21 protein-coding genes are annotated in these 18,211 nt (G+C 43.4%); 8 read left to right on the forward strand and 13 right to left on the reverse strand.

Annotation, left to right across the window (positions count from 1 at the left end):
• Positions 1–20 precede the first annotated feature (20 nt).
• Positions 21–785, reverse strand: a complete 765-nt coding sequence (trmJ, locus tag K5Q73_RS12265; RefSeq protein WP_220762928.1) for a tRNA (cytosine(32)/uridine(32)-2'-O)-methyltransferase TrmJ — start codon at positions 783–785, stop codon at positions 21–23.
• Between the two features lie 156 nt (positions 786–941).
• Here trmJ and suhB point away from each other — a divergent pair, with 156 nt between their 5' ends.
• The 3 genes from suhB (at position 942) to K5Q73_RS12280 (ending at position 2,946) form a co-directional block, all read left to right on the forward strand.
• The gene (gene suhB / locus K5Q73_RS12270) at positions 942–1,742 is read left to right on the forward strand and encodes an inositol-1-monophosphatase (protein WP_220762930.1); all 801 of its coding nucleotides are present in this window, start codon (positions 942–944) and stop codon (positions 1,740–1,742) included.
• A 298-nt stretch (positions 1,743–2,040) separates the two neighbouring features.
• Positions 2,041–2,448: a phosphate-starvation-inducible protein PsiE gene (locus tag K5Q73_RS12275; RefSeq protein ID WP_220762932.1), complete on the forward strand. Its 408-nt coding sequence runs from the start codon at positions 2,041–2,043 to the stop codon at positions 2,446–2,448.
• 201 nt (positions 2,449–2,649) lie between these two features.
• Positions 2,650–2,946 (forward strand): PilZ domain-containing protein, encoded by a 297-nt coding sequence (locus K5Q73_RS12280; protein WP_220762941.1) that lies wholly within the window; start codon positions 2,650–2,652, stop codon positions 2,944–2,946.
• Positions 2,947–3,018: 72 nt separating this feature from the next.
• Here K5Q73_RS12280 and K5Q73_RS12285 read toward each other — a convergent pair whose 3' ends face one another.
• A complete protein-coding gene (locus tag K5Q73_RS12285) occupies positions 3,019–3,261 on the reverse strand; it encodes a YecH family metal-binding protein (RefSeq protein WP_220762943.1) in 243 nt (80 codons plus the stop codon).
• 186 nt (positions 3,262–3,447) lie between these two features.
• Here K5Q73_RS12285 and K5Q73_RS12290 point away from each other — a divergent pair, with 186 nt between their 5' ends.
• The 3 genes from K5Q73_RS12290 (at position 3,448) to K5Q73_RS12300 (ending at position 7,443) form a co-directional block, all read left to right on the forward strand.
• Positions 3,448–5,121 (forward strand): sensor histidine kinase, encoded by a 1,674-nt coding sequence (locus K5Q73_RS12290; protein ID WP_220762945.1) that lies wholly within the window; start codon positions 3,448–3,450, stop codon positions 5,119–5,121.
• Positions 5,122–5,124: 3 nt separating this feature from the next.
• A complete protein-coding gene (gene btsR, locus K5Q73_RS12295; protein WP_220762953.1) occupies positions 5,125–5,835 on the forward strand; it encodes a two-component system response regulator BtsR in 711 nt (236 codons plus the stop codon).
• Between the two features lie 168 nt (positions 5,836–6,003).
• Positions 6,004–7,443 (forward strand): carbon starvation protein A, encoded by a 1,440-nt coding sequence (locus K5Q73_RS12300; RefSeq protein ID WP_220762955.1) that lies wholly within the window; start codon positions 6,004–6,006, stop codon positions 7,441–7,443.
• Positions 7,444–7,562: 119 nt separating this feature from the next.
• Here the strand turns inward: K5Q73_RS12300 and K5Q73_RS12305 are convergent, their stop codons facing one another.
• The 10 genes from K5Q73_RS12305 to K5Q73_RS12350 all read right to left on the reverse strand — a co-directional run bounded on the left by K5Q73_RS12305 (position 7,563) and on the right by K5Q73_RS12350 (position 15,928).
• Positions 7,563–8,111: a YaeQ family protein gene (locus tag K5Q73_RS12305; protein WP_220762957.1), complete on the reverse strand. Its 549-nt coding sequence runs from the start codon at positions 8,109–8,111 to the stop codon at positions 7,563–7,565.
• Between the two features lie 101 nt (positions 8,112–8,212).
• A complete protein-coding gene (locus K5Q73_RS12310) occupies positions 8,213–9,124 on the reverse strand; it encodes a bifunctional precorrin-2 dehydrogenase/sirohydrochlorin ferrochelatase (protein WP_220762959.1) in 912 nt (303 codons plus the stop codon).
• A 34-nt stretch (positions 9,125–9,158) separates the two neighbouring features.
• Entirely contained in the window at positions 9,159–9,518 is a 360-nt protein-coding gene (locus tag K5Q73_RS12315) for a rhodanese-like domain-containing protein (RefSeq protein WP_220762961.1), read from the reverse strand.
• Complete coding sequence (locus K5Q73_RS12320) at positions 9,518–9,835, reverse strand: DUF2007 domain-containing protein (protein WP_220762963.1); 318 nt, start codon at positions 9,833–9,835, stop codon at positions 9,518–9,520. The genes K5Q73_RS12315 and K5Q73_RS12320 overlap by 1 nt, the downstream gene beginning before the upstream one ends.
• 254 nt (positions 9,836–10,089) lie before the next feature.
• Positions 10,090–11,037 (reverse strand): protein translocase subunit SecF, encoded by a 948-nt coding sequence (secF, locus tag K5Q73_RS12325; protein WP_220762965.1) that lies wholly within the window; start codon positions 11,035–11,037, stop codon positions 10,090–10,092.
• Positions 11,038–11,049: 12 nt separating this feature from the next.
• The gene (secD, locus tag K5Q73_RS12330; protein ID WP_220762967.1) at positions 11,050–12,900 is read right to left on the reverse strand and encodes a protein translocase subunit SecD; all 1,851 of its coding nucleotides are present in this window, start codon (positions 12,898–12,900) and stop codon (positions 11,050–11,052) included.
• Positions 12,901–12,917: 17 nt separating this feature from the next.
• Positions 12,918–13,250 carry a preprotein translocase subunit YajC gene (gene yajC / locus K5Q73_RS12335; protein WP_020911830.1) on the reverse strand — a complete coding sequence of 111 codons (333 nt, stop codon included), beginning with the start codon at positions 13,248–13,250 and terminating at the stop codon, positions 12,918–12,920.
• 30 nt (positions 13,251–13,280) lie between these two features.
• Complete coding sequence (gene tgt / locus K5Q73_RS12340) at positions 13,281–14,414, reverse strand: tRNA guanosine(34) transglycosylase Tgt (protein ID WP_012154721.1); 1,134 nt, start codon at positions 14,412–14,414, stop codon at positions 13,281–13,283.
• 185 nt (positions 14,415–14,599) lie between these two features.
• On the reverse strand, positions 14,600–15,637 hold the full coding sequence (queA, locus tag K5Q73_RS12345; protein ID WP_220762969.1) for a tRNA preQ1(34) S-adenosylmethionine ribosyltransferase-isomerase QueA: 1,038 nt from the start codon (positions 15,635–15,637) through the stop codon (positions 14,600–14,602).
• Positions 15,638–15,754: 117 nt separating this feature from the next.
• On the reverse strand, positions 15,755–15,928 hold the full coding sequence (locus K5Q73_RS12350; RefSeq protein ID WP_220762972.1) for a hypothetical protein: 174 nt from the start codon (positions 15,926–15,928) through the stop codon (positions 15,755–15,757).
• A 155-nt stretch (positions 15,929–16,083) separates the two neighbouring features.
• On the opposite strand from K5Q73_RS12350, the gene K5Q73_RS12355 reads away from it, so the two are divergent.
• Positions 16,084–16,677 carry an ACP phosphodiesterase gene (locus tag K5Q73_RS12355; protein WP_220762974.1) on the forward strand — a complete coding sequence of 198 codons (594 nt, stop codon included), beginning with the start codon at positions 16,084–16,086 and terminating at the stop codon, positions 16,675–16,677.
• Positions 16,678–16,813: 136 nt separating this feature from the next.
• A complete protein-coding gene (locus K5Q73_RS12360; protein ID WP_220762976.1) occupies positions 16,814–17,467 on the forward strand; it encodes an RluA family pseudouridine synthase in 654 nt (217 codons plus the stop codon).
• A gap of 173 nt (positions 17,468–17,640) precedes the next feature.
• Here K5Q73_RS12360 and K5Q73_RS12365 read toward each other — a convergent pair whose 3' ends face one another.
• Positions 17,641–18,051, reverse strand: a complete 411-nt coding sequence (locus K5Q73_RS12365; protein ID WP_220762978.1) for a hypothetical protein — start codon at positions 18,049–18,051, stop codon at positions 17,641–17,643.
• Positions 18,052–18,211: the final 160 nt, after the last annotated feature.

Raw genomic sequence — 18,211 nt, forward strand, 5'->3', positions numbered from 1 at the left:
TACTTCCTTTTTAGCACTACTTACTTATCTTTAGTCTCTGTCTTGGCAACGACTTTATCAATCGAGGTCAATATACCGCGCAAGATGTTCATCTCTTGGCGCTCAATTCGGGTACGGCTAAATAAACGACGTAACTTAGTCATTATTTGGCCAGGGTGATTCTTAACGATAAAATTCGTCGACAACAAGGTGTTTTCTAAATGCTCGAAGAAATTCTCACGCTCTCTTGATGATGGGAACGCTTCTAGATTGTCATCGTTTTCATCAACAGGAGTTGGCTCTGCACCGCTTTCCACTTGTGCGAGATGCGCAACTCGCGCCTCATAACAAATGATTTGTACAGCTTGCGCTAAGTTTAGCGAGGTATATTCAGGGTTGGCCGGAATAGCAACGTGATAATCACAACGTTGTAGCTCTTCATTGGTCAATCCGTTATTTTCACGACCAAATACAATAGCAACAGGGCCATTAAGGGCTGAGCCCACTAGCTTCTCACCTGCTTCACGGGGTTCAAGCATTGGCCAGTCCAAAGTACGGCTACGTGCACTGGTTGCAATAACAAGGCTACAATCAGCAATAGCTTCTTCTACAGAGGCCACTGTTTTTGCATGCTTCAAAATATCAGAAGCACCTGCCGCTAAGGCAATCGAATGTCCATCTGGCTCAACCTTTGGCTCAGCGAGATATAAAGTGGATAAACCCATGGTTTTCATAGCACGGGCTGTTGAACCTATATTCCCTGGATGGGAAGTACCGACAAGAACGACACGAATATTGCTGAGCATGAAACTACTTATTTTTTTGAGAAAACACGTGAAAGGATGTTACCACAGGCGACTCATTTTGCTTATACAAAAATCAGCATTTGATATAACCGTCAAATAGAGTATAATCCGCCTCCGATAATTTATATCCGTTCTTTTACATCCAGGGGATTTGCAATGCTTCCAATGCATACTATTGCTGTGCGCGCTGCTCGCGCTGCCGGCCAAACTATTCTGCGCGCCTATGCGGAATTAGACCGAGTTGAAGTGACTTCAAAAGGTGTTAACGACTACGTTACCAACGTAGACAAGGAAGCTGAAGCAGCAATCACGTATCAGATCCGTAAATCTTACCCAGACCACACAATCGTTTGTGAGGAAAGTGGCGAGAATAAAGGAACTAATAAAGATTACGTTTGGATTGTTGACCCTCTGGATGGCACTAATAACTTCGTAAGAGGTATTCCTCATTTTGCTGTTTCTATTGCAATGCAATTTAAAGGCAAAACTGAAGTCGCTGTTGTCTACGATCCAATCCGTGATGAGCTGTTCTCTGCTGTACGTGGTAAATTCGCTAAGCTTAACGATTTCCGCATCCGTGTTGCGAACAAAGACTTAAACGAAACAATTATCGCGACAGGTTTCCCATTCAAAGCTAAGCAGCACACTGAAACTTACATGAAGTTGTTCGCAACTGCATTTACTCAATCTGCTGACGTGCGTCGCGCCGGTTCTGCAGCACTTGATCTAGCATACCTTGCTGCTGGCCGTGTTGATGGTTTCTTTGAAATCGGTCTAAAGCCATGGGATATCGCTGCAGGCGATCTAATCGTACGTGAAGCAGGTGGTACTGTTACTGACTTTACAGGTAACCACAACTACCTAGTTTCAGGCAACATAGTTGCTGGTTCTCCAAAGACAACGACTGCATTAGTTAAGTCTTTCCGCCCATTATTGAGCGAAGCACTTAAGCGTTAATTTGCTTGAAATGATAATTAAACCGCCTTCTAGGCGGTTTTTTTATACCTGTTTTTTACCTAATATTCGCCTTGATAGGGCTAGACTAACAATAATGACATTTGTAAGCAGTTTACTGCTATGGTTGATAAAAAGATAAAACCAATGAGCATTAGCGACTTAATTAGCAATAAATAGTGACCAACCAAAATCGGTAAATGGGATTTTAAAACGCAATTGTGAATGCTGTCACATCGATAATGTCACATTATTTCAATTTACTGATACCCTTTATCAAACGACTGCATTAGGGAGCATCATGGATAAAATGTATCGAAAATATGGCATTACAAGTATTAAAGCCATCGAACATCTAGTACTGATTATTATTGCAATTGCCACTGTTGTAGCAATTGGACAAGAGATTAAACATATTTTTGATGTAGGTGCCGTTGCACTTGCGGATCTGCTTCTACTATTTATTTATCTTGAAGTACTGGCAATGGTGTCTCACTATGCCGAATCAGGTAAATTACCGATCCGCATGCCGCTGTACATTGCCATCGTTGCCCTAGCGCGTTATCTAATTTTAGATATGAAGGCCATGGATGACTGGCGAATTATTGCGATATCACTATCAACTCTCACACTTGCTGCAACAGTGATAGTGATCCGCTGGGGGCAGTTAAAACTACCTTATCCGCGTCCTAAAGAAGAAGACCTATAACAACTACGCCCGAAGTGTTCACTTCGGGCGTTTTTTATTACCAGTCCCCCACTTGTACTCAAACCGTCAAAATTGACTTTATAATCCTCCCTCTGAGTAATTTTAACTTTTATTGTCCTGTTAAGATCTTTAAGCTATTGATCCAATCAACTAAACTGTTGAGCAAAATCATAGCGCTAAACCGAATAAGGGACTAATAGTATGGAAAGCTATCGGGAAGAAAGACGCAACTCTGCACGAGTGGATATGGAAGGCGAAACGGTAATCATTACCCTGCAGAGTGATGTCGATACCATCACCAAACCAGCTAAAGCCATCTGTGTCGATCTATCTCGAAGAGGGGCACTCTTACAGTGCACACAGTTAATGCCATTAGGAACCTTAATGACAATTACCTTTAACATTAATCAAGACAATGAAAATACCGTTAAAGGACAAGTTTGCCGCTGCGCTCGCCTTAATGAGTCTAGCTTCCATGTTGCGCTTCAACTCATATAACTCTGTTGATAAAAATAAAGCCTGCAGATGCAGGCTTTATTTTACTTTATTCGATAATACCAATCAGGATAATTAGTGATTACAAATTCTATCAGCAGCCGTTTCAATCCCCTGCTCAGAGTGGATAAACTTGCCTTTCTTCTCTAGAAAAGCAATCAACTCATCGGCATCCATCTCTTGTGCAGAGCAAGTGTGATAACGTGCCTGCTCACCAAATTCTTTATGCATAAGCGATTTAAGAGCTTCTTTAGTTAAAGATTGCCCATGTGCAAGCATAAGCTCCATTACCTGATGACCATGAATCGAATCTGACATAATGCCTCTATATAATAAGCTGTATATTTTAAGCAACTTTATACGCTATCTATAACCTCAAAACTTTGATCTGCTTAGCAGTCGCGTCAATATCCATAACTTTTTGTAGGAAACTCGCCTAGATGGGCACTATATTAAGCATTTGATTAAGCTTATGCTAAGCCACTCTTCTAAAGTGAGTCTTCCATGTCCCTAATATTATTACTAACACAGCAGATGAGCCTCTATATGGTCATTGTCTACCTTGTTAGTAAAACCCCGCTCTTTAAGGTCTTTACTGAAGCAGCAACACGACTGCCCCACAAAGTCTATATCTATTTCATTTTCTCTAGCTTTTGTATTATGGCGACCTACTTTGGAGAACAAACCAATGATGCTATTGCCAATACACGAGCTATGGGCGCTGTACTTGGTGGATTACTAGGAGGACCTGTTACAGGATTTTTAGTTGGGTTAACCGGTGGGTTACACCGCTATAGCATGGGGGGCTTTACCGATCTTGCCTGCGCAATATCGACAACCCTCGAAGGGTTATCTGCGGGTATGGTGAGCTATTATCTACGCCGAATCGGCCAACAAGAGCTTATATACTCACCTTTACTCGTCTGCATGGTTACCTTTGCCGCCGAAGTCATGCAGATGCTAATTATTCTAATCGTCGCTCAACCGTTCGGTGATGCATGGGGGCTTGTTGAGCAAATTGCTCTACCTATGTTAATCATTAATTCTATCGGTGCGGCGCTATTTATGAGCATCATCCGCGATCAAAAAGCCATGTATGACAAGATGTCATCGGTGTTTTCAACGCAATCATTGCGGATAGCAGAGCGCAGTGTGGGAATTCTATCGACAGGTTTTAACGAAGAAACCAGTAAACAAGTCGCACAAATAGTCAAAGAGGAAACACAAGTTGGTGCTGTGGCAATTACCGACACAGAAAAGCTACTCGCTTTTATCGGTATTGGCGACGACCACCATATCGCCGGTACGCCTATCTCATCAAAAATAACCCAAGATGCTATAGATCAAGACAGAGTGATGTTTGCCGATGGGGTCAATATGCCCTACGCCTGCTCTATTTCAGATAATTGCCAGCTCGGCTCCAGTCTAGTGATCCCCCTGCGCTCCGACGCCGAGGTCATAGGAACCATTAAACTGTATGAGCCTAAGAAAAAGTTATTTTTGAATATTAACCGCACCTTAGGCGAGGGACTTGGTCGTTTGTTGTCGAATCAGATCCTCTATGGCCGCTTTGCCGCACAGCAGAACTTACTCACTCAGGCTGAATTAAAACTGCTGCAAGCTCAGGTTAACCCACATTTTCTATTTAATGCCTTAAACACCATTGCAGCGATTATTCGCCGAGATCCCAATACCGCGCGCCAACTTATTCAAAACTTATCGCAGTTTTTAAGGATCAATTTAAAGCGCACCACAGGTTTAGTCACGCTTACTGATGAGTTAGAACACATTGATTCATATCTGACAATCGAAAAAGCTCGATTTATTGATAAGCTAACCGTCGACATCGATATTCCAGAGTTACTGTTGCACTGTAAGGTTCCAGCCTTCACTCTACAGCCTATCATTGAGAATGCGGTCAAACATGGCACCTCAAACATGCTAAGCTCTGGCGTGATCACAGTGAAAGGTGAGCAACTAGCCGATGAAACCCTACTACTTTCTGTTACTGACAATGCTGGCCTATATAAGCCGGCAACAAACAGCGAAGGCTTAGGTATGAATATTGTCGATAAACGTATTCAAAACATGTTTGGTGAACAGTTCGGCATTGCCATAGATTGTGAACCTAGCCTTTACACAACAATCAGTATCCACCTACCTATAATGAGAACTTAAACCTTGATTAGCTGCATCATAATTGACGACGAACCTTATGCCAGAGATGAGATAGCAATCTTACTTGAGAGCGAACCCGACTTCGAAATACTGGCTCAATGCAGCAATGCGGTGGAGGCGATACAAGCTATAACCAAGTTAAGACCTCAGCTTATCTTCTTAGATATTCAGATGCCGAAGATTTCAGGGCTTGAGCTGGCAGCGATGCTAGATCCCGAGCATTTACCGAGAATCGTGTTTGTCACCGCATTCGACGAATTCGCTATCACAGCTTTTGAAAAGCAGGCCTTTGATTACCTATTAAAACCTATTGATGACAACCGCTTTACTAGTACCTTAAATCGATTACGCAAAGACCTGACACCAAAAGCACTCGGCCCTATCGCCAGCAAGAAGCTTGAGCATATACCCTGCTTTTGTGGCAATAAACTCAAAGTGGTCGCCACTGATGCGGTGCAGTTCATCTATAGCGACATGAGTGGCGTACACGTGGCGACAGCTGATGAGCTGGTTCACACCCATATGACCTTAAGAGTGCTTGAGGAGAAAACCTCACTTATCTATTGTCACAGACAATATTTAATCGCACCAAAGGCCATTGCAGAAATCGAAGTTCAAGAAGCTGGGGCCGAGGTGACGACTCGATCTGGTGCGAAGGTTCCTGTCTCTAGACGTTACTTAAAGCAACTAAAACAGCTGTTTGGGTTTCAATAGACTAACGCTTGAATAAGATTACGTTCTAATAAGCCTAAAAAGTTCAACCGCTAAGGACAGCATATAACCGCTGACCTTAGCTATTTGACCGCTTATCAATTTGCAACTTTCCGATACTATAAATATGTTTACACTCTCAGCCATTCTATGTTTGGAGAGTTATTTATTATGTCGTGGTTTTTGCTTTGCGTCGGTCTGTTGATCGGTGGCTACTTTATTTATGGTGCATTTGTCGAAAAAGTTTTCGGCATCAATGCCAAGCGCCAGACCCCTGCTTTTACTAAAACAGACGGCGTTGATTATGTGCCGATGTCAAAAGGTAAAGTGTACTTAATTCAGCTACTCAACATCGCTGGTGTAGGTCCTATCTTTGGTCCAATCCTTGGTGCTCTTTATGGTCCAGCAGCAATGTTATGGATTGTATTAGGTTGTATTTTTGCTGGTGCCGTTCACGACTACTTCTCAGGTATGCTGTCGGTACGCAACAATGGTGAATCAGTACCAAGTTTGGCAGGAAAATACCTAGGTAAAGGCGCTAAGCACTTTATGAACGTATTTGCCATTATCCTACTGCTTCTTGTTGGTGTGGTATTTATCTCAGCTCCTGCAGGCCTACTAGGTAAGCTAACCGGTTGGGATGTCAGCATTTTCGTCGGTATTATCTTCTGCTATTACTTAATTGCGACTATCGTACCTGTAGACAAAATCATTGGTCGTCTATACCCATTCTTTGGCGCGCTATTAGTATTTATGTCTGTAGGCTTAACCATCGCTTTAATTGTATCGAGCGAGCACAGCTTACTGCCAGGCGTTGAAATCGGCGACTTCCTAACAAACCTTAATCCAAATGACATGCCATTGTGGCCTGCTCTATTCATCACGATTGCTTGCGGTGCAATTTCAGGTTTCCACGCAACTCAGTCACCATTGATGGCTCGTTGTGTAGAAAACGAATCAAATGGCCGCTTCGTATTCTTCGGTGCAATGATTGGTGAAGGTATTATCGCGCTTATCTGGTGTGCAATTGCATTATCATTCTTTGGTGGTGTTGAAGGTTTAAATGCTGGCATGGCGGGTAACCCTGCAAACGTGGTTTATGAAGCTTCTACCGGTCTTCTAGGCGCTGTAGGCGGTTTCCTAGCAGTATTAGGTGTCATCGTTTTACCTATTACTTCAGGTGACACAGCTTTCCGTAGTGCGCGTTTGATCTTAGCTGAGTTCTTCAAGATGCCACAAACTGAGCTACCAAAGCGTTTGATGTTTGCAATTCCATTGTTTGCAGCTGGCGCAGTGTTGACTCAAGTAGATTTTGGTGTGATTTGGCGCTACTTCGGCGTGGCGAACCAAGCGACTGCGGTAATGATGTTATGGACAGCATCAGCTTACTTGCTCCGTCTAAACAAATTCCATTGGATCTGTACGATTCCAGCCATGTTTATGACCACTGTTGTGATTAGCTTCCTATTAAGCTCGCCAACACTTGGCGCGGGTCTACCGATGACACTATCTACGGTTGCAGGTATTGTATCGACCCTAGTGATCACAGGTTTGATTGTGGTGAAAACTAAAGGCAAAGGTGACATCGAGTCGACAGCTGAAGAAGCGTAATTTATCTCCGGACGGGACAGTTTGCACTTCATAAAAAAACCAGTCATTTGACTGGTTTTTTTATTTGTAATCAAGTTCACTCAATTAGATCATGCTTGCATGTTCAATTCGCTAAAGCGCTATTCCTGAACGCCCTTGAGTAGCTCTGGCTCCACAAGTACAGAGTTATCATTATCGGAGATCCAGATCTGTCCTTCACAGATATTAAACTGTAAAGACATATTACGACCGACCAGTAGCCCCATGGCTTTAACTGCGTCTTCTGGAATATTCCAAATCGTTAAATTGTCATAACGCTCGAGTGTGGCTTCATTTTGTTTCCACCAAATCGGCACGCTACGGCCACCATAAGTGATCAATTGTACTTGCTTGGCACGGCCACAGGCTTTACGTAGCCATTTTTCATCGCTTTGGCCAAACTCAACCCAAAGATTTATCTCATCAGACAACGATTTATCCCAAAGCTCTGGCTCGTCATCAACACACAGCCCTTTACTAAAGGTTAGCGAATCACTGGCATTCATGGCAAAAGCAAGGAGTCTCACCATCATACGCTCATCGGTTTCAGATGGATGCTGAGCAACCGTTAATTGATGATCTTGATAATAGCCACGATCCATATCAGCGATTTGGATGGCAATTTTAAATACGGTAGCTTTCTTAGCCATTAGGAATGTTTCATAAAGAAATTTGCGCCAAGTTTACCTCAATTTAGTGGCTCAACACATGATCATGCCACTAAAAAGTAAATATGCGAATATGAGTTGGGCTAAAAGCTACCCGCTTGTAGGTGTTTTGCGGTGGGGAAATGCTTACGCAGATGGGCTATCTCATAGGTATCGGCATACACTAAACATGAGTCCCCCTTTGCTAATAGTGCGGCAATCGCAGATTCATCAAAGCTATCGCAATAGCTTGCGTCGCGCCTTAGCATCTCATTAAGTGCAAAAGGTAACGACAATCGAGAATAAGTCACCTCAATTTTTTGCAAGTAAGGCATAGCGCCAATCGGCAGCATCTCTGGGGCGGTATCTGAATCAATCAGCAAAAGCTCCCCCTGCGAAACTTGCAGGGTAAAACTAGCGTCATAGTGGCTTTGTGTATCTACGTCAAAGCGGGAATCATTGCGCCTAAAAAATTGCTCCCAAAATACTCGCCTTTGTTTAAATACTGGCAATCGCTGCTGCACATCTTCACGACGCTCCGCAATAAAATCAAACAGCGGGCTTAATGACAATGGTAACCAAGATTCAAGCCGAGCTCGGAGTTCTCGAGCATAAACAGGCGCGGCGCCAGCAGTACTAATGGCGATTTGTAAGCGGCCTCTATCGACAATCGAAGGGGTGATAAAGCGGCAGAAATTAGGGTTATCGACTACATTCACCCAAATGCCTTGCTCTTGGGCAATACCCGCTAAACGCTCATTAAGCCTTTTATCCGCGGTGCAGAGATATATTAGGTCGTACCCATAAATATCTGCATCTCTCACGGCTCGCTGCATGAGAGAAATACGCTTCTGCTTTACATAGTTGAGCGTATCAGGGCAAATATCGACAGCAATGACATGAATACTCGCCTCAGTACGGCTAAGTAAGTCGAGCTTACGACTCGCGACGTCACCCGCCCCAACGATAAGCACCTTGAGTGACTGAGTATCAACAAATAGCGGAAAGTACTGCATCTAGGTTACACCTTTGCGATAATTAACAAGTGTATTAGTCGTGTTCTATCGGCAATTGTCGCCCAAGCCAAGCTTTATAACCACCTGATAATGATACTACTTTCGTATAACCCATAACCTGAAGGTTGTTTGCTGCTAATGCTGAGCGATAACCGCCACCACAATATAAAACCAGCGGTGTATCTTTTTCAGGGAACAGGGTCTCAATATCTCTTTCGATAATCCCCCGCCCTAAATGCTGTGCATCAGGTAGGCGGCCTTGGTGCCACTCAGAGTCTTCTCTGACATCGAGTAAAACCCAGCCTTGCATAGATTGGTATTGCTCAACTGTCACTTCAGTGATTTTAGGTAAAATACTTTCTACTAACGCTAGAAATGCGGGATTGTGTTTCATTAACTGTACTTCTCACTACGTTCGGCGCTGCAATTCCAGCAGAGCTCGAAACTTGATTCATTAATTTCATGGCAATTAACACACTTCCACTTAGGACACTGTGCATTTAACGACGCCATCTGTTTCTTTGCAGACTCATACTGACTATCAGCAACCCACAACTCGACATTTTGAATGCCTGTTGGTAACTCACCAACACCGCCTAACAAGGCCTCACCTTTTAACTCGACTTGAATGCCACTGGCCTCCAGCATGCCTTTCCAAGTATGAGCCTCTAGCAGGTTCCCTGCTGCAACCAAACGTGTTTGCTCTTCCATGTTATTTCCTACTGCTATTGCTCTGTTGGCAATACTTCAATTAGCTCGATTTTAGCGCATTTCAAAAGTATTTTTACATGCTACAGCTAAAACAATAAGCCTGTCGAGAGCTGTTTTTTCAAACAACATAAAACACTTACCCTAGGTTAATATGGTGGAGATTTGTACTTGATTTTGCAGAAAGTCAAACATAAGTAATATTGGTTTAGCCATAAAAAAGCCACCTCTGCGGTGGCTTTTCAACGGAGAACAGATTAAGGCATTAATGCGTCTTGATCTGCACCTTCTTTTTCTATTTCAACTGGCATCATATGTTCACGATTGATACCAAGCTTAATAGCCAAGAAGCTCGCCACGTAGATTGATGAGAAAGTACCCACAAAAATACCCATCAGCAAAGCGGTCGCAAAGCCGTGGATCATAGTGCCGCCTTTAAGGAACAAGGCTACGACCACAACTAGAGTGGTACCCGTTGTGATAATGGTACGACTCATGGTTTGAGTGATTGAAATATTCACCACTTCTTCAGGCAAGCTCTTACGTAGCTTAAGGAAGTTCTCTCGAATACGGTCAAACACAACGATGGTATCGTTAAGCGAGTAACCGACAACCGTTAATAGACCGGCTAATACAGTTAGATCAAACTCCAACTGTAAAATCGAGAATACACCCAGAGTAACAATCACGTCATGCGCCAAGGCGGCCACCGAACCTAGGGCTAAACGCCACTCGAAACGGAAAGATACGTAAATAAGAATACATATCAAGGCGACTAAAACTGCAAGTCCTCCCTGCTCTGCAAGCTCTTTACCCACTTGTGGGCCAACAAACTCGACACGCTTTTGAATAACTGATGAGTCAAGCTGAGTCACTGCAGCCATAACGTCATTAACTTGAACTTCGCTCTTAAAGTCATCTTTGACTGGAAGGCGAATAAGTACATCGCGGCTAGAACCGAAGTTCTGTACCAATGCACCACCTACCGACTCACTGGACAGATTCGTACGAATTGCATTCAAATCAGCGGGCTTAGAGAACTCAAGCTCAACAACAGTACCACCGGTGAAGTCTAAGCCCCAGTTAATACCTTTTGTGGCTAAGGTAACAATCGAACCTAGCACTAACACAGCAGACAAAATACTGATAGGCAATGCGTGACGTAGGAAGTTGACTGTACCTTTAACATTTAAAACCTGTAACATTTCAACTTCCCCTTAAATAGACAGTTTCTTCACGCGTTTACCACCCCATATCGCATTCACGATTGAGCGTGTACCGACGATACAAGTAAACATAGAAGTAGCGATACCGATCATTAAGGTCACCGCGAAGCCTTTCACTGCACCCGTACCTACGGCAAATAAGATAAGCGCCGTCATAAAGGTCGTAATGTTCGCATCGGCGATAGTTGAGAATGCGTTACCGTATCCTTCATGAATCGCTTGCTGTACGCTACGGCCGTTACGAAGTTCTTCACGAATACGTTCGTAAATAAGTACGTTACCGTCAACCGCCATACCGACAGTTAACACCATGCCGGCAATACCTGGCAGGGTTAATACAGCGCCTGGGATCATAGACATAACGCCTACAACCATCACTAAGTTAGCTGTTAGCGCTAGATTAGCAATAAGACCAAAGCCACGGTAGTAAACCAACATGAAGATAAGGACAACAGCCATACCCCAGATCATCGCCTGCATACCGTTTTCGATATTTTCCTTACCAAGGCTTGGACCAATGGTACGTTCTTCAACGATATATACAGGGGCGATTAGCGCACCAGCACGTAGCAATAATGCTAGATTCTGTGCTTCTGCATGCTCAAGACCTGTGATAACAAAGTTACGGCCAAGACGAGCTTGAATGGTAGCAACCGAAATTACTTCCTCAATCTTCTTCATCTTAACGCTACCATCAGCATTCTTTTCACCGGTATCTTTATACTCGATAAATAGCGTTGCCATCGGGTTACCGATGTTGTCTTTAGTCACGTTTGAGAAAATTGAACCGCCTTTCGCATCAAGGTTAATTGCTACTTGAGGACGACTGTATTCGTCAAAACTTGGTTGTGCGCCTTGAATATGGTCACCGGTCAACATAACCGCTTTCTTCAAGACAACAGGGCCACCGCTGCGGCGCTGATAAAGCTCAGAACCTGCTGGTACACGGCCACTCATAGCAGCCTGTACATCTGCTTTTTGGTCAACCATATGGAATTCAATCGATGCCGTCGCACTCAAAATTTCTTTTGCGCGAGCAGTATCTTGAACACCTGGTAACTCAACGATAATACGTTCAGCACCTTGACGTTGCACCACAGGTTCAGCTACACCTAGCTCGTTTACACGGTTACGTAGTGTAGTGATGTTTTGCTGTAGCGCTTCTTCTTTAACCTGCTTTAAATAAGCTTCACTTGGATTAGCAACAAGGACATAGTCATCGCCAACAGTCTTGTCTTGGAAGACCATGTCATTGCTGCGAGACTTAAGAAAGTTTTCTGCTTTCGCTAAAGTCTCGGCATCGCGAAACTTAATCTCGATGCCTTTGGCGCCATTACGAATACCCGCGTAGCGAATTTTCTCAGCTCGTAAATCAGTTCTGAAGTCTGCAACCTTGGCTTCGGTCATCTTACGAATCGCTTCGCCCATGTCTACTTCCATCAAGAAGTGAACACCACCGCGTAAATCCAAACCTAACTTCATCGGCGAGCCGCCCATGGCCTCTAGCCACTTTGGAGTCGCTGGAGCTAAGTTAAGTGCTACGGTGTACTTGTCGCCTAACGCATCGCTAATCGCTTCTTTAGCAAGTAATTGCTCTTCGCCATTATTTACACGTACTAACAACTGACCATTTTCAAGCTCAGAACGCTTTACAGCGATCCCTTTGCTCTTTAATACTTCATTTACTGTCGACATAGTCGACGCTGAGACCTCTGCTCCTCGTGTGGCTACCACTTGAACTGCGTGGTCTTCACCGAAAAGGTTTGGTATCGCATAGAATCCACCTATGGCGATGATTAACACCACCATTAGGTTTTTCCACATCGGGTATTTATTTAACACGCCATCGCCCTCTTGGCTTAAAGTGACTTAATAGAGCCTTTTGGCAATACGGCCGCGATATAATCCTTCTTAATCGTGATTTCGCTAGTCTCATTGATAGCCAACAACACGTAGTCGTTTTCATCACTGATCTTAGCGATCTTGCCTAGAATACCGCCGCTTGTTAGCACTTCATCACCTTTGCTCAAAGAGCTCATTAGGTTCTTGTGCTCTTTAACACGCTTAGATTGTGGACGGAAAATCATGAAGTAAAAAATTAGGCCAAAGATGACCAACATGAAAATCAATTCCATCGTACCACCAGCGCCACCAACAGGTGCATCAGCTGCATATGCGTTTGAAATAAACATAGTATTCTCTTCTTATTGTCTGAGTAAAAATTAATCGGATAATTCAGGAACTTCAGGTACTTCTCGACCTTGACTGGTATAGAACTCCGTAACAAAGGCGTCTAATGTACCTGTCTCGATAGCGCCACGCAAACCTTCCATCAATCTTTGGTAATAACGAAGGTTATGAATGGTGTTTAATCGAGCACCTAGAATCTCATTACAACGATCTAAGTGGTAAAGGTATGCCCGAGAGTAGTTCTTACAGGTATAACAATCACACTTATCATCGAGTGGTGAAGTATCATCGCGATGACGTGCATTACGGATCTTGATAACACCTTCACTGGTAAACAGATGACCGTTACGAGCATTTCGTGTTGGCATAACACAATCGAACATGTCCACACCACGACGTACGCCTTCAACTAAATCTTCTGGCTTACCGACCCCCATCAAATAACGAGGCTTATCAGCTGGAATTTTTGGACAAACATGCTCAAGAATGCGGTGCATGTCTTCCTTCGGCTCGCCAACTGCTAAACCACCAACAGCGTATCCATCAAAACCAATGTCAACTAGGCCATTTAGGCTTTCATCGCGTAGGTCTTCATAAACACCACCTTGAATGATACCGAATAAAGAATTCGGGTTTTCAAGTCTGTCAAACTCATCGCGTGAACGCTGCGCCCAACGAAGTGACATCTGCATCGATTTACGAGCTTCGTCTTCAGTTGCTGGGTACGGAGTACATTCGTCAAAAATCATTACCACATCGCTGCCTAATGAGTCTTGAATTTGCATCGACTTTTCTGGATCCAAGAAAATCTTTTCACCATTGATTGGTGAGCGGAAATGTACGCCCTCTTCAGTGATCTTACGAATATCACCCAAGCTAAATACTTGGAATCCACCCGAATCAGTCAAAATAGGACGTTGCCAGTTCATAAAGTCATGTAAGTCACCGTGCTTACGCATGATCTCTTCACCTGGACGTAACCAAAGGTGGAAAGTGTTACCAAGCAGAATGTCTGCGCCAGTTTCGCGCACTTCTTCCGGTGTCATACCTTTAACGGTACCGTAGGTACCTACAGGCATAAACGCAGGCGTTTCAACTGTACCGCGTTCAAAAATCAAACGACCACGACGTGCGCGGCCTTGAGTTGTATCTAATTCAAATTTCATTTTTCACCTCGCCAGATAAACAGTCTGACCTGAGTTAACTCAAGTATTTGAGTCTAAGACTATGACAAACATAAGGCCAAACAATTCAGTATCAACCCTAAAATGCCAAAATATGCATTAAATCTGCGGATAAAAAAATACCCACTTCATATTATGAACTGGGTATTTTAAAGCAATTTGGATAATTAGTTCGCTTTTTTGGTCACAAACATGGCGTCGCCATAGCTAAAGAAGCGGTATTTTTGAGCGATCGCGTGCTGATAGGCGTTTTTTACCTCATCAAAGCCTGCGAAGGCACTCAGCAACATAATCAAGGTCGACTCTGGTAGATGGAAGTTTGTCACCATAGCATCGATAATTTGGAACTGATAACCAGGGTAAATAAAGATGTCGGTGTCACCACTGAAAGCTTGCAATTGCTCAGGTGAAGCTTTGGCAGCACTTTCTAATGAACGCACTGATGTCGTACCGACGGCAATAACACGATTGCCTCTGGCCTTTGTTTCAGCAATCAAGTCGACAACATCTTGAGACACTTCAGCCCATTCAGAATGCATTTTATGATCAAGGATATTGTCAACGCGTACAGGCTGGAAGGTGCCCGCACCTACATGTAAGGTAACAAAAGCCGTGTTCACGCCTTTATCTTTTAACTTTGCCAGCATGGCATCATCAAAATGTAAACCGGCAGTCGGTGCAGCTACTGCGCCGGGGTTTTGATTATAAACCGTTTGGTAGCGCTCTTTGTCGGCATCTTCGTCGGGTCTATCTATATATGGCGGAAGTGGCATATGGCCAACTTCTTCAAGCACCTCTAAGATAGTCTTATCACTTTGCAGTTCGAGTTCAAACAATGCATCATGTCTGGCGACCATCACCATCTCATAGCCACCATCAAGGCAGATAATAGAATCCACTTTAGGCGATTTAGAACAACGCACATGAGCCAGCACTCGCTTGTCATCAAGCATACGCTCAACCAAGATCTCTAGCTTACCACCAGATTGCTTAGTGCCAAACATACGTGCAGGGATAACCCGAGTGTTATTGAACACCATCAAATCGCCTGGATTAACTTGCTCCAAAATATCGGTAAATTGCAGATCTGCCAACTGACCGCTATTACCGTCAAGGGATAGCAATCGGGACGCTGTCCGCTCTGCCGTTGGGTAACGGGCAATTAACTCATCTGGGAGTTCAAAAGAAAAATCTGCAACGCGCATTGAAAGTCTCTACTGTGTCTAAATCGGCCGCTAGTCTATGACTAGAGCCGAAGAAGATCAACAATCCGATCCTAAAAAACGCCCTATATCTGGTATTACTGCAATAAAAGCAGAATATTAATTAAACGATTTAAATTTCTTAGGCTGCTTCTGAGTCGTATTGCTCGTAGTTTTGCTATCTAAATCTTCAATACGATAGCGGTGCTGAGCGTAGGGAATATCAATTTCGACTTTTTTTCGTCTAACTTGAGCGCTGCGGCCCAACTTTCGGGTTAACCAGTTCCACATCATCCTTGATCCTCAAACCGTTTTATTGGTGGGTATATTGCTATTTTACGACGCACATCCTTTTGGAAAGCCTTAAATATTGAATTATCTCAATAAAGAATTTCCTTCGCATCGCTCTGCATGATACCGTGAAGTATGCGAATCACCAAGTATAAAATATGAACTTTCTTGCACACCTGCACCTTGCAGACAATAGCCAAACTTCAATGGCAGCCAATATTGCCGGCGACTTTGCAAAAGGCAGTATTGGGCACTTCCCTAAACATCTTCAGCAAGGAATATGGCTTCACCGTCAAATAGACCAACTCACAGACAGCCATGAAATAACCAAAGAGCTTTTAAGTTTATTCCCCAAAACGTTAACCCGCGCGGCACCTATTATCATCGATCTCAGTTTTGACCATATGCTGGCAAAATACTGGGACGAGTATCATAACCAAACTCTTGAAGACTTTGCGACTATGGCCTACAACGCCATTGATGAGTGTGAAGATCTCCCCGAGCAATTGCTATCGATTGCCCCAAAAATCCGTCAAGAGAACTGGCTTGTTGCCTATCAAACCCGTGAAGGACTCAATCAAACCCTTACCTCTGTTGCTAAGCGAGTTTCTAAACCCGAGATTTTTAACGGCGCTCAAGAATGCGTAAAAAAACTTGATACCGAGATAGAGATTGCCTTTCGCACTTTTTATCCTCAACTAATGGCCTATAGCCGTTTATGGACACGTAACACTCCACCTGAGTATCTGTAAGCACTTATAGCCTTCCTTTAGTGGCTTAGATTAACTCCTCAGATTAGTTTAAGCCACGTTGCAGCTCCCTCTTTAAATTAAGTACATGTCTTAACGCTAAGTATTTTGCTAGAATTGCGCCGCAATAGGAGAACTCATGCAAATATTTAGCTATCAGCCCCCCAGTATTCCTTGGTTAGATATCCGTTATCTCGACCGAGATATTATCGTTATCAATAAGCCATCAGGCTTGCTATCTAATCCAGGTATCGCTGAATATACTCACGATTGTGCTCTCACACGCCTGCAGCAACGATTTAAAGACTGCATACTCGTGCACCGCTTAGATTGCGCAACGTCAGGCATCATGGTGTTTGCCCGTAATAAGAAAGCCGAGTCAAGCCTCAAAACCCAGTTTCAAGATAGGCGTACAGAGAAAACTTACATCGCTGAAGTTGACGGTATACTCGAGCAGCAAAGTGGTGTGATTGAATTGTCTATTGCTGCAGATAAGCTCAATCCACCAAAGCAAATAGTCAATGAGTTAGGTAAGAGCGCGATAACCCATTTTAAAGTGTTACAACAAAAATCTAGCAGCACTCTTGTTGAACTAAAACCTGTTACGGGTAGAACACACCAGCTAAGGGTGCATATGTTAGCGCTAGGTCATCCCATTTTAGGCGATGATTTTTATGGTAATGAGCAAGTGATAAATGCAGCCAAACGCTTGCAGTTGCATGCACAAAGCTTAAGCTTTACTCATCCGTATTCTGGTAAAGCAATGCACTTTAACAGTGTGCCCCCATTCTAATCACGACTCATTAGTACTCACTTACTCATATAGCAATGCCAATCTTGCCACTGCTAATTTAAGTTACTGCTAATTAAAATCACTAAAAAAGGGGCATAGCCCCTTTTATGTTTTCAACAGTCTAATGCTGGTTTGACTAGCTAGCCGCGCCAATATTAAGTGGCGGTTAGGGACTAAGCCGCCTCGACGTTAATCTTGGCTGTGTAATAGCAATTAGTTGAATTACAGAATTTTAGTTCGTTATCTGTAGTCAACATAAAGTATTCACCAAAAATATTACCGCCCTTGTCTTCTAGTTTTGTGCCTTCCTCGGTCTCTTCAGAGGTCATCTCATCCAAGCTGTGGCAACCATCTAAATACCAAGTCTCAAGATAATACTTACCCAATTGTTTATACAAGGTAATCTTATCGCCGAGCAGTGGGCGCTCATCTATCCAACGGCCTACTACTTCACGAGAGCTAAGTTCATCCTCTCGCCAAGACAGACGTCTACGCTTTTCAACTACTGACATTTCCATCTCCTTGAGTTTCGATTCTCTCTCAATTTGAATAACTTCTTCTGTCCTATTGCGCACAAGTGTCATCTGTTAGTCTTCTCCATTAAAAAGCGTTTGTAATATTTTTGTTAACCAAATCAGTTGTAAACAAAGAAAGCAATCACAATGATACAGCCACCTTTTAGTAAAAAGTGTATCGCAATCAAAAATTAAAAACGCGATATAAATCACTTTCTATGCATTACTT

The sequence above is a fragment of the Shewanella sp. MBTL60-112-B2 genome (genome assembly GCF_019655055.1).
Lineage (GTDB): Bacteria > Pseudomonadota > Gammaproteobacteria > Enterobacterales > Shewanellaceae > Shewanella.